The sequence below is a fragment of the Methylocystis sp. genome (genome assembly GCF_050251305.1).
Lineage (GTDB): Bacteria > Pseudomonadota > Alphaproteobacteria > Rhizobiales > Beijerinckiaceae > Methylocystis.
The window spans coordinates 20,882-34,485 of sequence record NZ_JBFWNB010000036.1 but is presented as its reverse complement, the minus strand read 5'-3'; the positions used below and the strand labels follow the sequence as shown (position 1 = coordinate 34,485).

The 13,604-nt window shown below is 63.3% G+C and carries 10 protein-coding genes and 1 tRNA gene; 5 read left to right on the top strand and 6 right to left on the bottom strand.

The genetic code is table 11. The annotated features are described in order from the left end of the window. Nucleotides 1-322 precede the first annotated feature (322 nt). The 3 genes from AB7F41_RS12245 to AB7F41_RS12235 form a co-directional block, all read right to left on the bottom strand. Nucleotides 323-859 (bottom strand): c-type heme family protein, encoded by a 537-nt coding sequence (locus AB7F41_RS12245; RefSeq protein ID WP_428383092.1) that lies wholly within the window; start codon nt 857-859, stop codon nt 323-325. A gap of 73 nt (nt 860-932) precedes the next feature. Then, entirely contained in the window at nt 933-1,631 is a 699-nt protein-coding gene (locus AB7F41_RS12240) for an RNA polymerase sigma factor (RefSeq protein ID WP_428383102.1), read from the bottom strand. A gap of 135 nt (nt 1,632-1,766) precedes the next feature. Then, nucleotides 1,767-3,623 (bottom strand): ABC-F family ATP-binding cassette domain-containing protein, encoded by a 1,857-nt coding sequence (locus AB7F41_RS12235; protein ID WP_428383090.1) that lies wholly within the window; start codon nt 3,621-3,623, stop codon nt 1,767-1,769. A gap of 130 nt (nt 3,624-3,753) precedes the next feature. Here AB7F41_RS12235 and AB7F41_RS12230 point away from each other — a divergent pair. Both AB7F41_RS12230 and AB7F41_RS12225 read left to right on the top strand, forming a co-directional pair. Further along, a tRNA-Glu gene (locus AB7F41_RS12230) sits at nt 3,754-3,829 on the top strand. A gap of 447 nt (nt 3,830-4,276) precedes the next feature. Further along, nucleotides 4,277-5,776: an amidase gene (locus tag AB7F41_RS12225; protein WP_428383088.1), complete on the top strand. Its 1,500-nt coding sequence runs from the start codon at nt 4,277-4,279 to the stop codon at nt 5,774-5,776. Nucleotides 5,777-5,992: 216 nt separating this feature from the next. On the opposite strand, the gene AB7F41_RS12220 is transcribed toward AB7F41_RS12225, so the two are convergent. Beyond that, nucleotides 5,993-6,142 carry a hypothetical protein gene (locus AB7F41_RS12220; protein WP_428406593.1) on the bottom strand — a complete coding sequence of 50 codons (150 nt, stop codon included), beginning with the start codon at nt 6,140-6,142 and terminating at the stop codon, nt 5,993-5,995. 249 nt (nt 6,143-6,391) lie between these two features. Between AB7F41_RS12220 and AB7F41_RS12215 the strand changes: the two genes are divergently transcribed. Further along, a complete protein-coding gene (locus AB7F41_RS12215) occupies nt 6,392-7,477 on the top strand; it encodes a hypothetical protein (protein ID WP_428383086.1) in 1,086 nt (361 codons plus the stop codon). Between the two features lie 822 nt (nt 7,478-8,299). Here AB7F41_RS12215 and AB7F41_RS12210 read toward each other — a convergent pair. Continuing rightward, nucleotides 8,300-10,747 carry an arylsulfatase gene (locus tag AB7F41_RS12210; protein ID WP_428383084.1) on the bottom strand — a complete coding sequence of 816 codons (2,448 nt, stop codon included), beginning with the start codon at nt 10,745-10,747 and terminating at the stop codon, nt 8,300-8,302. Nucleotides 10,748-11,092: 345 nt separating this feature from the next. Here AB7F41_RS12210 and AB7F41_RS12205 point away from each other — a divergent pair, with 345 nt between their 5' ends. Together AB7F41_RS12205 and AB7F41_RS12200 are read left to right on the top strand one after the other, a co-directional pair. Further along, nucleotides 11,093-11,509, top strand: coding sequence for a hypothetical protein (locus AB7F41_RS12205; protein WP_428383083.1), 417 nt, complete (start codon nt 11,093-11,095; stop codon nt 11,507-11,509). A gap of 132 nt (nt 11,510-11,641) precedes the next feature. Next, entirely contained in the window at nt 11,642-12,907 is a 1,266-nt protein-coding gene (locus AB7F41_RS12200; protein WP_428383081.1) for an alpha/beta fold hydrolase, read from the top strand. A gap of 109 nt (nt 12,908-13,016) precedes the next feature. Here the strand turns inward: AB7F41_RS12200 and AB7F41_RS12195 are convergent, their stop codons facing one another. Further along, nucleotides 13,017-13,238, bottom strand: coding sequence for a GCG_CRPN prefix-to-repeats domain-containing protein (locus AB7F41_RS12195; RefSeq protein WP_428383079.1), 222 nt, complete (start codon nt 13,236-13,238; stop codon nt 13,017-13,019). Between the last annotated feature and the right edge of the window lie 366 nt (nt 13,239-13,604).

The following is a 13,604-nucleotide window of genomic DNA, read 5'->3' as shown; positions in this document are numbered from 1 at the left end:
CTAGCTCGACCCGTCAAACGGTCCGCGGTTTCCCGATCCGTCCCTCGCCGCTGACGAGAGGGCGGCAACCCTCTCCCAGCGGTTCCTTCTCACCGAAGCGGCGCGGAAAGTCATAAGACAAGCGCTTCCCGATCACATGGAATCATGTGATCGATAAGGAATCGCTCAAAACAAAAACGTTGGAGCAGGTTCTCATCGAAAAGGTCTGTCAATTTTTTCGGAACCTGCTCTAGCCGACGCGCGTTCAGCGCCGCCGAGGCGAATCGACAAGAGCCCCGACGCATGCGCCGGGGCCTTCCGTCAGACGCACACGCGCGCCGGCCTACTTCACCACCGGCACTGTATAGGACAGAGCGCCGATATTGCCCTTGTCGCCCTTGAAATGGGCGTGGCACATGACGCAGTTCTCGGAAACGACGGGAATCCCGGTCGCCATGCGCAGATAGCGTTTGCCGTCCTTCTCCAGGACCTCTTCATAGACCTTGTCGCCGCCGGCGCGCAGTTTCTTCGCCGCCGTCTTTTCGAAAGCGTCCTTGGGCTCGTCATCCGGATCGCCGACCTTATCGGTCAGTCCGATGAGCCTGACGTCATACCAGCCGTTCTTCTTCATCGCGGCGAAGAGCGCCTTGGCCGCCGAGGCGGCGGACGGATCCGACGGCTTCTTCACATAGGTTTCATCGATCAGCACCACGGCCGTCTTGAACACGTCGTCGAGCATTTTGATCTGCTGACGCGTGCGCTCGACCTCCTGATCGTTGGCCGGGACGGCGTTTTCGCCGGATGCGGCAAGCGTCCCGGCGGCCAGTCCCCCGACCAGCGCAACCGCCATAACAATCTTTCCCTTGATCTTGATGCTCATCTTTTCCTCCCGCCCCCGAGCGACCCGCGGCGCGCGCAGCGCGCCAACGTCGCTCACGACTGCTGCGTGACGGTCATTGGATGAGCGCGGCGGAAAAAGGTTCCCGAATTTTGTTGGACGACGACAGGCGCGCCAAGACGGCGCGCACGCTTTGCGCGCAGCGCGCGCCGCCGAAGGGAAACGCCTCCATGACGAAGGGGCCGATGTCCTTCTCGAGCCGCTCGCGAATGAGACGGCGCGCGCGATGCAGGCGGGTCTTCACGGTCTCCGGCCGGAGTTCGAGGATTTGCGCGGTCTCCGCCACGCCGAGGCCCTCGATGACGCGCAGGACGAACACGACGCGAAAATCCTCCGGAAGGCTGTCGGTCGCTTGCTCGACCAGGCGGAGAATTTCGCGTTGCGCCAGAGATTTCTCCGGATCGTCGCAATCTTTCGCGCGCGCCGAAAAGATCCCGTCCGACTCTTTCCTTTGCGCGCCAAAGACATGAATCAGCTTCGCCCGGCGGCGCACCCGCAGCCGCGCGGCGGCTTCGTTGATCGTGATCCGCGCGAGCCAGGTGGCGAGGCCGGCCTCGCCGCGAAATCCGTCGAGATGGGTGAAGGCCTTCAAATAGGCGTCCTGGACGACGTCCTCGGCCTCATGACTGTCGAGCACGATGCTGCGCGCGATGCGATAGAGACGGCGGTTGTTGCGCGCCATGATCAGGCGCAGCGCCTCTTCTTCGCCCGCCAAGGCGCGCTGCGCGAGCAGACGTTCGTCTCGCCGTTCCATCTCGGGCGTTATCTGCACGGCGCGGGCGCCTTCCATCTGACCGGACCTTTCAGGCCGACCGAGAATAAGCCTTCCAAGGCGCGCCCATAGATCCAGTGGCGGCGCATTTCCGCAAAGACAAGGGACCGCGCGGCGCTAAGCGCCGGCGTCCGCGGCCAGCTCCAGCCACTGTTCTTCAGCCGCCGCCAGCGCCCGCGCCAACTCCTCGCGCTGCGACGCGAGTCGCGCCGCCTCCTGCGGATTGCGCGCGAAGGCGTCGGGCGCGGCGAGCGCCTCGTCGACGCGGGCGAGAAGCTGCGTGAATTTCTCGACGCGCTCCTCGGCGGCGGCGAGCTTGCGCCGCGCCTGCCCGGCGTCGCGGCGCTTGGGCGCATCTTGCTTCGACCGTTCCGGCAACGCGGCGGACGCGCCTTTCGGCTCTTCGTCGCGCGACTTGGAGAGCACCAGCCGCGCATAGTCGTCCATATCGCCGTCGAAGGCGCGCACCGTTCCATCGTCGACCAGCCACAGCCGATCGGCGCAGGCCTCCAGCAGATAACGGTCGTGCGAGACCAGAATGACGGCGCCTTCATAATCGTTGATCGCCTCGATCAGCGCGGCGCGGCTGTCGATGTCGAGATGGTTGGTCGGCTCGTCGAGGATCAGGAGATGCGGCGCATCGAACGCGGCGACGCCGAGCAGCAGCCGCGCCTTCTCGCCGCCGGAAAGATTGGCGATCGGCGTATCGGCGCGCGCGCCGGAAAATCCGGTCTGCGCCGCGCGGCCGCGAATGCGCGCCTCTGCGGCGCCCGGCATCAGCCGCGCGAACACCGCGTAAGGCGTCTCGCTCTCGTTCAGTTCGTCGATCTGATGCTGCGCGAAAAATCCGACGCCGAGCTTCGGCGCGCGCACCATCTCGCCGCCGCACGCCGCAAGCCGAGCGGCGAGCAATTTGGCGAAGGTCGATTTGCCGTTGCCATTGGCGCCGAGCAGACCGATCCGGTCGTCGTTCGAAATCGACAGCGAAAGCCGCGACAGCACCACGCGATCGCCATAGCCGACTGCGGCTTTCTCCAGCGCGATGATCGGCGGCGACAGCGGCTTCTCGGGCGAAGGCAGATGTATGGGCAATATCGCGTCGTCGACGATCGCCGCGACCGGCTCCATTTTGGCGAGAAGCTTCAGGCGCGACTGCGCCTGGCGCGCCTTCGTCGCCTTGGCGCGGAAACGGTCGACGAAAGCCTGCAGATGCTTGCGCTGCTCTTCCTGTTTCTTGGCGCCTTTGGCGGCGATGAGTTGCGCCTCGCGCCGCTGCTTTTCGAATGAAGAATAGTCGCCCTTGTAGAGCGTCAGCCTGCCGCGCTCGAGGTGCAGAATATGCGTCGCGACGTCGTCGAGCAGATCGCGATCGTGGCTGATGACGATCACGCTCGCCGGATAGCGCGAGAGATAATCGACGAGCCAGAGCGTCCCTTCGAGATCGAGATAATTCGTCGGCTCGTCGAGAAGCAGCAGGTCGGGCTGGGAGAACAGCACCGCGGCGAGCGCGACGCGCATGCGCCAGCCGCCGGAGAATTCCGACAGCGGCCGGCGCTGCGCCGCGGCGTCGAAGCCGAGCCCGTGCAGGATCGCGGCGGCGCGCGCGGGCGCCGAATGGGCGTCGATGTCGGCGAGCCGGGTCTGGATTTCGGCGATATCGTGCGGATCGTGCGCCGCCTCGGCGCGCGCCAGCAATTCGGCGCGCTCAAGGTCCGCCGCGAGCACGAAGTCGATGAGCGCCGTCGGTCCGCCGGGCGCCTCCTGCTCGACCCGTCCGAGCCGCGTGCGCGCGGGCAGCGCAATGGCGCCGCTTTCCGGCGCGATCTCGCCGCTGATCAGCCGGAAGAGCGTGGTTTTGCCGGCGCCGTTGCGGCCGACGAAGCCGGCGCGGGAGCGGCCGGGCAGGAACACCCCGGCGTGATCGAAGAGCAGCCGGTCGCCGAGCCGGAAGACGAGATCGTTGATCGTGAGCATCGCCGCGATGCTTTAGGGCCTCGCCGGAAGAGGCGCAAACTGGGGCGATCTGGCGCGCGCGCCGGCCTTGTCTTGCGCCGTCCGCGCCTCTATACACGCCCTCGCGCCGCCGCGATCCGGCCGCGCAGCCGCGCCCATCGTCTAGAGGCCTAGGACGTCGCCCTTTCACGGCGAAAACAGGGGTTCGATTCCCCTTGGGCGCGCCAATAAAATCAATAAGTTATGGAAATGAACGCGCCAAATTGGGGCGCGCGCCCACCATTTGCCCGATACGCGTCGCCGGACGTGGGCGAACGACAACGCATCTCCCGGACAATTTCCCGCCTATTGTCCGCGCGTTCAGAAGATTGCGCGCGTTCAGAACCTTGAATGTGACCGCGGCCCATCCATGATGGCTGCCCTACACTGAAGGCGCTGCTGGGGATGGGTCCAGTGCGCCGGGTTGCGCTGCGCCAATCCGGCAGGGTCGCCTCCAACTCCACGGCCGCATGGCGGGCCTTTCGCACAACGAAAGATGGAGTGGGAGGATCCCTATAGGAAGACACCCCACGACCAACAGGCGCGCGTAGCTGTGGCGGCGGCTTGAGCGGGTATTCTCTCGTGACGGCTCTGCGCCTGATACTGAAACAACGCAGCCCTCGCGAGAATGAGCCATGCCTCTACCCGAACTCTCCATCAGCGACTGGCAGGACGCCATGGCGCGGGAGAAATGGACTTCGGCCGATCTCGTCGAGGGCTTCCTGGCACAAATCGCAGCGCTCGATTCTGCAGGGCCATGCTTACGCAGCGTGATCGAAATCAATCCCGATGCGATGCAGATTGCCGAAGCGCTTGACCAAGAGCGGCAAGCGGGCGCCGTACGCGGGCCGTTGCACGGCATTCCGGTCATCATCAAGGACAGTATCGACACGGCCGATCGCATGCTCACCACGGCGGGCTCGCTCGCGCTGGTCGGGAACCATGCATCGCAGGACGCGACGTGTGTTCGACGGCTGCGCGAAGCGGGCGCGGTAATACTGGCCAAGTCAAACATGAGCGAATGGGGCTACATGCGATCGACACGCCCCTGCAGCGGCTGGAGCAGCCGTGGCGGCCAAACTCGCAATCCCCATGTCCTGGACCGAAGCCCACTGGGCTCGAGCAGCGGCTCGGCGGCGGCGACTGCCGCAAATCTCTGCGTGGCGTCGGTCGGCGCGGAAGTGGACGGATCCATCGTGCGGCCCGCTTCGGCAAACGGGATCGTCGGCATGAAGCCGACTGTCGGCCTAATCAGCCGCTACGGGATTATTGGCGTCGCCGAACCGCAGGACACGGCCGGCCCGATGGCGCGCTGCGTGGAAGACATCGCAACAATGATGAACGCGCTGGTTGGCGCCGATCCGAAGGACCCTACGACATCGCGTTGCAACGCGCGCCCGATGGTCAATTATCGCAAAATGCTGCGACCAGATGCGCTCGCCGGCGCGCGGCTTGGCGTTGCTCGAGAATGCTTTTCAGGTCACGAAGGCACGAAGGGCGTCATTGAGACCGCGATCAGAGCGTTGCGCGACCTGGGCGCGGACATCGTTGATCCGGTGCAGGCTTCTGAACTGCCGTTCTTCGGCCCCATGGAGCTGGAGTTGTTCCAGTACGGCGTCCGCGCGAACATCAATCGTTACCTGTCGACCCATCCCGGCGCGCAGGTTCGCGACTTTGACGAGTTGATTGAGTTTAACAACCGGCATGCGGCCGACGTCATGCCATACTTCGGGCAAGAGTTTTTCGAGCTGGCGCGCGAGAAGGGGCATTGGGACGACGAGCGTTGTCTTCACATCCAAAGCGAGCTCCGTCGACTGGCAAGAGATGACGGCATCGACAAAGCGCTTGAGAAACATCGACTGGACGCGATAATCGCTCCAACCGAAGGTTCGCCCGCGTTCGCGATCGACACGGTCGTCGGCGACCACATCCTACCCTTCGGCTGCTCCACGCCGCCGGCCGTGGCGGGCTATCCGCATATCTCCGTGCCCGCCGGTTTTGTCAACGACTTGCCGGTGGGACTATCGTTCTTTGGCGCCGCTGATGAAGACGCTAAGCTCATCGGCTACGCGTTCGCGTTCGAACAGGCGGTTCAAGCGCGGCGCGCTCCGCGTTTTCTGGCCACGAAGTCATAGGCGCTTACCGACAATTTAGATTGGCTTCGCGAACGCGATTGAGAAACGCAATATCAGGCTGAGCGAGCTTCCTCGGGATTCACCGTCCATTGCAAACATCCAGCAATCGTCAGGAGAGTGAGCGACGCGGATCAATAGTTCGGGTGTCGGCGACGCTTAGCCGAAGCTGATTGAGCCAGTTCGAGTTAACGCCAACGTCAGCCTAGCGCGTATCCGCTATCCGCCGCGCCAGAGCGCATAGGTGAATGCGGCCAGAAAGATCACGAATAGCGCCAGGCTCGGCCAGTCGTAGCGCTCGCGAAGCGGCGGCTTGCGCCACTCACGTTCCTCGTCACGATCCGGGTTATCCTGCCCACGCCAGCCCATGAGCGCAGGCTAAATGAATTCCTGGAACGCTGGAAGATATGACATTCTCGCCCTACGCCCTGCCCCTGCGCATCCGCAGCGCCGGCAACAACGAGCGACACGCCCTCGCCGGATTGTTTCACTATCTGGCGAAACTGGATCAATATGCTCGGATCGAATTTGCGACAGGGATAAACCGGAACAGTCGCGGCGCGAGAACAGCGATGTGTTCGCTATAGGTAATGCTCGACGTTCGCGGGAGGGTCGCTGATGTCGGTCACCACGGGAATGCTCGGCCAAGGCTTCTACAACCGGAACTCGGCGCCACAATGGGCGGCGACCGAAGCCATTCTGCCTTGGCTAGACAATGCTGTTGCTCGGATCGGCCGCATCGATTCGCCGGAGACGATCGGGATCGCTGATTTCGGCTGCTCGGAAGGGCGCAATTCAACTGAGGTAATGCGCCGGCTCATTTCCACTCTGCGATTGGGCAGCGCACGGCCGGTCATGACGATCCAGAGCGACCTTCCGACGAATGATTTTACCGCGCTGTTGGAAGGCTTGCGTCCCAACGGGCGGTCGGTTTTCGGCGATGACGTCTATTCCGCCGTGCTCGGCGGCTCCATGTTCGACCAGCTCCTGCCGCCACGATCGATCCATCTGGCGACGACCTTCAACGCCATCGGCTTCCTGAGCCGGCGCCCACTCGACCGCTTGCCGGGTTATATTCTGCCGAACGGACCGAGTGCGGCGCGGGGCGTCGGCAAAGTGAGCGAAGCTGAACGCGCGACCTTCGCCGCTCAGGCAGCCGCCGACATCGAAAGCTTTCTGCGCGCCCGAGCGGCCGAGTTGACGATTGGCGGTCAGTTGCTGATCGAGGTGTTTGGTGCAAGCCAAACCGCCCGCACCTGTGACGGCATTTATGATGTGCTAAACGATTCGCTGCTGGAGGCGCAGGGCGACGGCGCGGTCGATCGCCTCAGATACGAAACGTACTACCAGCCCGTCTATTTCCGCACGCTGGAGGAACTGGTAGCCCCTGTCTGGGGGCCGGAGTCGGCGCTTAGCCCACTGTTTGATCTCGATCGGGCCGAAACCTACGAAGTCGCTGTTCCGTTCGTTGAGGCATATCGGGCGACAGGAGACACAGCCGTCTACGCCCGCGCCTACACGGATTTTTTGCGCGCCTTCACGGAGGCGCCGCTGCGCATGGCTTTCTCCGGCGGTGATTCCGCCGCAATCGCGGACGATATCTACGGCCGCTGCGAGCGGCTCATCCGGGCGAATCCCGAACGCTACCCCTTCCGCTACGTCAGTGTCGCCGCGCTGCTGACGCGGCGCGAGGATGAGGCGTAACGCACAAAAAAGCCGGCATCGCTGACCGGGCGACGCGGAGCCAAGGGACGCCGCCAGCCCATGTGGCGCTGCGACGGCGGAGCGAAGCTGATCATACGTGCGGAATTCAAATTTGCGCTGAGCCTCGTTTGGAAAGCGCAAAACGCCCCGCTAATCCACGCTTGGGGCGTTCTGTTGCGCATTACACACGAAAAGCCTGGTTGTCGCCCGCCGCTGGCGAGAGACGGCAGCATTCAGCGCATCCTAAAACAGGAGTGTGCGGCCTAGAACGGCGGCCGACCTTCAAGATTGCCGGCGCAAATTGCGCTGGCTCTCTATGCGCCAGTTTCAGTGGTCGAGTTTGGATTCTCGGGCTTGCAATGCCCACAGCCCGTCACATTTTTGAAGCCAGATGCGCGCGCTATTGCAAATGCTTTTTCGCTATTTGGATGTGGTCCGAGCCACTCTGTAGCGAGATTTGCTTTTAGTCCGGGCCTTCGCTGGCCCTTGCCTTCCTTGCAGTGAGGGCAAGTTCCTCTGTGAACCCTCGCCGACCGATGGGCTGGGGCCAAGAAAACGTAAAAGTTCATGACCGGCTTCTCTGCCCGCGGCGTCCGCCTGCGGCTCACGTCCGCGGGTTTTTCAGCTTGGCGCCCGCCGCTGCTCAGAACTTAGTAAATAGAGCGTTCCCAAGCGTCGTCCGAACGCATGACGCCATGGCCGACAGCCGCGTAAGCCGCTTGGCGCGGAAATGCGCGAGCGCACTCGGGACGTCCTTTGTCAGACCAGCCCCGACGATCGTCGATAGCGGCTCTCGGCGTCGACGCCGCGCAGGGGCGAGGCTCATCTCGGCGCGCCGCCATGTCGCGTCGTCGCTTTCCTGCCCGTCGATCGCGATGTCGCCGATCCGTCCTCCGCGGCTGTCCCTTGGAGGTTCACCACGACCTCCTTCAGCGTTCCTTCGAAATTGAAAGGCGCGCGGTAGTCATTGGTCACCGCGGTGCCGGTATCGGCGCCAATGTCCTGGTTCTCGGACAGCGAGAACTTGTAAGGCGTAGTCTTCTCGACCCGCCCGGCGCCGACCGCCTTGCCGTCCACATAGAGGGTGACGGCGCCGCTCTTGCCGACCTCCTTGCCTCCCTCATAGATGAAGTCCATCTTCACCGTGCGCTCGCCCGCCGCGACCGCCGCGCTGCTCGACACGGAATAGACCTCCACGTCGATGAAGTTATGCGCAGCGACCAGCTTGCCATCCTTCAGATAGAAGGCCCAGCCGCCGGTATTGCCGCCCTGGGTGAAGATCATGCCGTTGGCGTTGTCCTTCACCTGCACTTTGGCGGTGATGCTGAATGACTTGTTCTTGATGTCGGGGGCGGAGGATTCCGGCAGACCAACAAGGACGCCGTGATAGGCGAAGCTCGTGCGATCCCCGGCGAGATTGGGCTTGCCGGTCAGTTCGGCGCTGAACCGTTCGGCGCCACGCCAGTCGAGAGGCAGCGCCTTGTTCGCGGAGGCTTCCGCCCACCAAAGCGCAGTCATCTCGGCAAGCTTGTCAGGGTTCTGCGCTGCAATGTCCCTGCCCTGGCTGAAGTCCTTATCGAGGTTGTAGAGTTCCCACTTCGCCTTAAACGGATCGAAATTGCCGCGCTCGGGCTGCCACGGCTCGAACGAGAGGGAGGCCGCCCACCAGCCGTCCTTGTACATGCCGCGATTGGCGAACATCTCGAAATACTGGCTGGTGCGGACCTCCTTGGCCTTGGGGTCCGACAGGGTCGAGAGGAAGCTCTTGCCCTGGATCGGCGTCTGCGCTGTGCCATTCACGCTGCGGGGCTCGGCGACGCCCGCCGCATCGAGGATGGTGGGCGCGATGTCGATGACGTGGATGAATTGCGAGCGCACCTCCCCGCCTTTCTTGTAGCGGGCGGGCCATTTCACGATCATCGGATTCCTGGTGCCGCCCAGGTGGCTCGCCACCTGCTTGGTCCATTGGAAAGGCGTGTCCATGGCCCAGGCCCAGCCGGCCGGGAAGTGGTTGAAGTGCAGCTCCGTGCCGATCTCGTCGATGCGGGTCAGCATCTGGTCGGCGGTCATCAGATAGGCGTTGAAGAAGGCGTTCTCGTTCAGCGTCCCGTCGAAGCCGCCTTCGGCCGAGGCGCCATTATCGCCGACGATATAGAAGATCAGCGTATTGTCGGCGTCGGGCAGTTTGGCCACATAGTCGAGGACGCGGCCCGTCTCCTGATCCACCTGCTTCCCGTAGGCGGCGAATACTTCCATCATCCGGCTGTAAAGCTTCTTCTTCTTGTCATCGAGGCTGTCCCAGGCGGGCAGGCTCGCGGGGCGTGGCGTCAGGATCGCGTCCCGCGGGATGACGCCGAGCTGCTTCTGCCGCTCGAACGTCTGTTTGCGGTATTCGTCCCACCCCATGTCGAACGTGCCGGCGAATTGGGCGATGAGCTCCTTGGGCGCCTGATGGGGCGCGTGGGTCGCCGCAGGCGCAAAATAGAGGAACCACGGCTTGGAGGGCTGGATGGCCTCGATGTTCTGGAGCCACTGGCTCGCGTGATCGGCGAGATCCACGCTGAGATAATAACCCGGCTTGTCGGGGGTCCCGATCGGCGTCTGGTTTTCGAAGAGATAGGGACGAATCTGATTGGTGTCGCCAGCCATGAAACCGTAGAAATAGTCGAAGCCGAGGCCGTTGGGCCAATGATCGAACGGGCCGACCGCGCTCGTCTCGTAAATCGGCGTGTTGTGGTTCTTGCCGAACCAGGACGTGATGTAGCCGTTTTGGCGCAAAATCTCCGCGACCGTCGCTGTGTCTTTCGGAATGATGCCGGTGTAGCCGTCATATCCGGTGGCAAGCTCGGTAATGACGCCGGTGCCCGAGACGTTGTGGTTGCGCCCGGTCAGAAGCGCGGCCCGCGTGGGCGAGCAAAGAGCGGTGGTATGGAAACGGTTATAGAACAGGCCCTGATGCGCCAGAGCATCCAGCGAGGGTGACGGCACGCCGCCGCCGGAAACAGAAAACTGCCCGAAGCCGACATCGTCCAGAAGGATCACCAGAACATTCGGCGCGCCTTTGGGCGCCGCGATAGGCGCAGGAAAGGCCGCAGGGTCGGAATCCTTGAAGGTCGTTCCCACCGCCCCCCGAAATTTCTGCTCGGCGTAGGGCAGCACGACTTGGCCGTTCCGCGCAGGCAGAGGGATTTCCGCAGACTGCGCAAGGCAGATTGTGGTCTGGGCTGCGAGCGAGAGGGCGGCAACAAGGGTAAGCGCCTCGTGAGCCATAGGAAGCACCCTTTCAGCCTTTTGCCCCGCCGAGACGGCGGGCCGCCGTTTCCGCAGGTCTACGTGACCATTGGCGAGACTCTAAATGTAGCTCCGAACGCTTGCGCCCATAGGGCGGCCGTTGCGAACCCTTCGCGAGACATCAGCCGTCTGATCCGAAGCGACGGCTAACGCCGCACGCGCGCCAATCGCGTCTCTCTGCAACGCCGCATTGTCAAAGGCCGGAAATTCGGGGAAGTTGCGTTGCCGGGCGGAACGCTATCTGACGAATCCCGGATCAATTTGCTCACATCTTAATTGCGACAGCGCCCTATCTGCCTGGAGCTATCCAGAAAGGACAATTTGATGTCGCGCGCCCACAGACCAAGCGATGAACATCTCGCCAAGGTCCGCAGCGAGGCGATGGCCAGAACTGAGATCCTCGGCGCGCTGTCTGGTGTGAGGTCGTGTTCGAGCCGTCCAATTCATCGTTCGAAGGAATTCCTCGCGGCATGCCTTCTTGCCGCCACTCTACGTGGCGGCGCTGCATCCGCGGCGACAATCGACGTCGATTGCGCTGACATCGCGCGATACTCGCCTTGGCAAGTGCAAAAGCTTTACTACGAAGGCGAGACTCTTTTAGGCGCTGGCCCCGCCCGACGGCTGTATGCGGCCTATTACGCGTTGAAGAATCGTTGCTCTCACAACGAACGCGCCAGAATGTCCATTTATGTCACCCCAAAAACCCATCAAATTCTTATCCAAGAAGGGATCCATTTCTGATCACGCCAATGTCTCTGGCGCCGACGCCAAGGCGACCGCGCTGGCGCTGACGGCGGAAGCGGTAGGCGCAATCGCAGGCGTTCACGCGTGTCGCGAAGCTCTCGCATTGCGCGCCGCAAACAGGACGCCGACATGAGCCGTTTTTCGCGAGCCGCCGGCTATGCCATCCTCTCGCTCCTCTCAGCGCTGACGGGGCTCGTCGCCCTTGTGGGCGTGGCGACGCTGACCACGAAACCGGCGCTGTTCCTCGCCTTAGGCTGGGCGGCGTTCGCTCTCGTCTACAGTCTCGGCTGCGCTCTTGTCCCATTCCTGCGGCGCCAGAGCGCCTTTTGCACGGCAGGCTTCGCCGCCTTGTCGCTTGCCGGCGCGGGGGCGATGCTTTGGCCGCTCGACGGCGCGCCAGCGCCGCCGGCGCCTGAAGCCTTCGAATGGACCACGCTGCCGTCCGGAGCGCGCCTTGCATATATCAAGCTCGGCGTCGGCACGATGTCCGACGCGACGCCCGTGATTTTCCTGCATGGCGGTCCGGGCGTGGCCGCCATGACAGACGATGCGCGCCATCTTGGCGCCCTCGCAGCCGGCAAGCGCAGCGTTTACCTCTACGATCAGCTTGGCGCGGGCCGCTCGACGCGTCTTGCCGATCCAAGCGGATATTCGCTGCCGCGCGCCGTCGCCGATCTCGACGCGTTCCGCGAAGCGCTGCACGCGCCGCAGGTCGACCTCATCGGCTATTCCTGGGGTGCGACGCTCGCCGCGGCCTATTTGAGCGCCCACCCAAGCCGCGTCTCAAAAGTGGTCTTCGTCTCGCCGGGCGGCATGTTCGACAGCGGCGGCAACGCGATCGACCTGCTCAGTCAACTTGACGCGACGCACCGGTGGACCGTGCTGCGTCATATATTCGAACCGCGCGCCTTTCTCACTTGGGCGCTCGCCCAGATAAATCCGCGCGCCGCGCACGCATTCGCCAGCGATGCGGAGATGGACAGCCAATTTCGCGTTATCGTCGACGCATTGCCCCCGGCCCTCTATTGCAATCCGCCGTCCGATGGCGAGGGCGCCGATCCTGGCTTCTATGCCCATGCAAAGCTGATGCGCCCCGAGGCGTGGGGCGGCGTCGATCCGCACGCCGCGCTCCGCGCGCTGGACACGCCCGCGCTGATCCTCAAGGGCGAGTGCGACTATCTGACGTGGTCGAGCGCGATCGACTATCGAGATACGCTGCCCAACGCCCGCATGATCTATCTGCCTAGCGCCGGGCATCGCCTTTACGCTGAGCGGCGCGAGGCTTTTGTCGCCGCCGTCACTACGTTTCTCGACGGGCGCGAACTTCCGTTCCCGCTGACGACGCGCTCTCGCCCGCCTGAAGGGTATCGAGGTCCTGCAGGCGACGCGCGCTGACCTCAGCTTGGTGAACGGACATTCAATATCGAAAAGAGAGCGAGCCTTTTCGAACACCGCAGCGTCGCCGGCGCGTGGCGTGAAGGTCAGTTCGCGCCACGCCTCATGCTCATCTGAAACAACGGAGCGTGCCATCCGGCATGCGAGTGGCTGGATGGCCCGTCCTTCTAAGACACCAATCCTGATTTTGACCGCCGTAGACGCATCTGCCCCACGCGTTGCGATGCCTGTTCGGACCGCAGCCGCCCAGCGCGAAAGCTGGCGTAATCACCGACGACAGCGCGGCAGAGAGCATTGCGGCGACGAGCAGCGCAGCGGACAGTTTTTTCACGGCCATCTCCTTTTTTCCGCCATTCTCATCAATGGCCTCTGTCAGGCTAGCATGGAAAAACGCATCGGCCTACGACGCCGGCCGGCCGTCGCCCCTGAACGCGCTTGCGCCGGGCTTGCTCTGTTCGCCACGCGCGCAATTCGTCGAACGAATGTCTGCGCGCGTGCGCTCTGTCAGCGTCCGACCGCCAGGCCAGGCACAATTTCGAGCGCTTCTGCGGGCGATCTGAAGGGAATCGCGTTGACGCTTCCGCCGGTGAAATAGCGTTCGCTTGACGACGAAAAGCGGCAGGAAGAGCGGGGATAATGGATGACGGGTCCAAGCGCGACGTCTTCGCGGCTGGATCTCACGAAGCAATCATTGTTC

What these genes read in the sequence shown, in the direction of transcription:
- AB7F41_RS12245 (WP_428383092.1), bottom strand. Translation starts at nt 859, where the DNA reads ATGAGCATCAAGATCAAGGGAAAGATTGTTATGGCGGTTGCGCTGGTC.
- AB7F41_RS12240 (WP_428383102.1), bottom strand. Translation starts at nt 1,631, where the DNA reads ATGGAACGGCGAGACGAACGTCTGCTCGCGCAGCGCGCCTTGGCGGGC.
- AB7F41_RS12235 (WP_428383090.1), bottom strand. Translation starts at nt 3,623, where the DNA reads ATGCTCACGATCAACGATCTCGTCTTCCGGCTCGGCGACCGGCTGCTC.
- AB7F41_RS12225 (WP_428383088.1), top strand. Translation starts at nt 4,277, where the DNA reads ATGCCTCTACCCGAACTCTCCATCAGCGACTGGCAGGACGCCATGGCG.
- AB7F41_RS12220 (WP_428406593.1), bottom strand. Translation starts at nt 6,142, where the DNA reads ATGGGCTGGCGTGGGCAGGATAACCCGGATCGTGACGAGGAACGTGAG.
- AB7F41_RS12215 (WP_428383086.1), top strand. Translation starts at nt 6,392, where the DNA reads ATGTCGGTCACCACGGGAATGCTCGGCCAAGGCTTCTACAACCGGAAC.
- AB7F41_RS12210 (WP_428383084.1), bottom strand. Translation starts at nt 10,747, where the DNA reads ATGGCTCACGAGGCGCTTACCCTTGTTGCCGCCCTCTCGCTCGCAGCC.
- AB7F41_RS12205 (WP_428383083.1), top strand. Translation starts at nt 11,093, where the DNA reads ATGTCGCGCGCCCACAGACCAAGCGATGAACATCTCGCCAAGGTCCGC.
- AB7F41_RS12200 (WP_428383081.1), top strand. Translation starts at nt 11,642, where the DNA reads ATGAGCCGTTTTTCGCGAGCCGCCGGCTATGCCATCCTCTCGCTCCTC.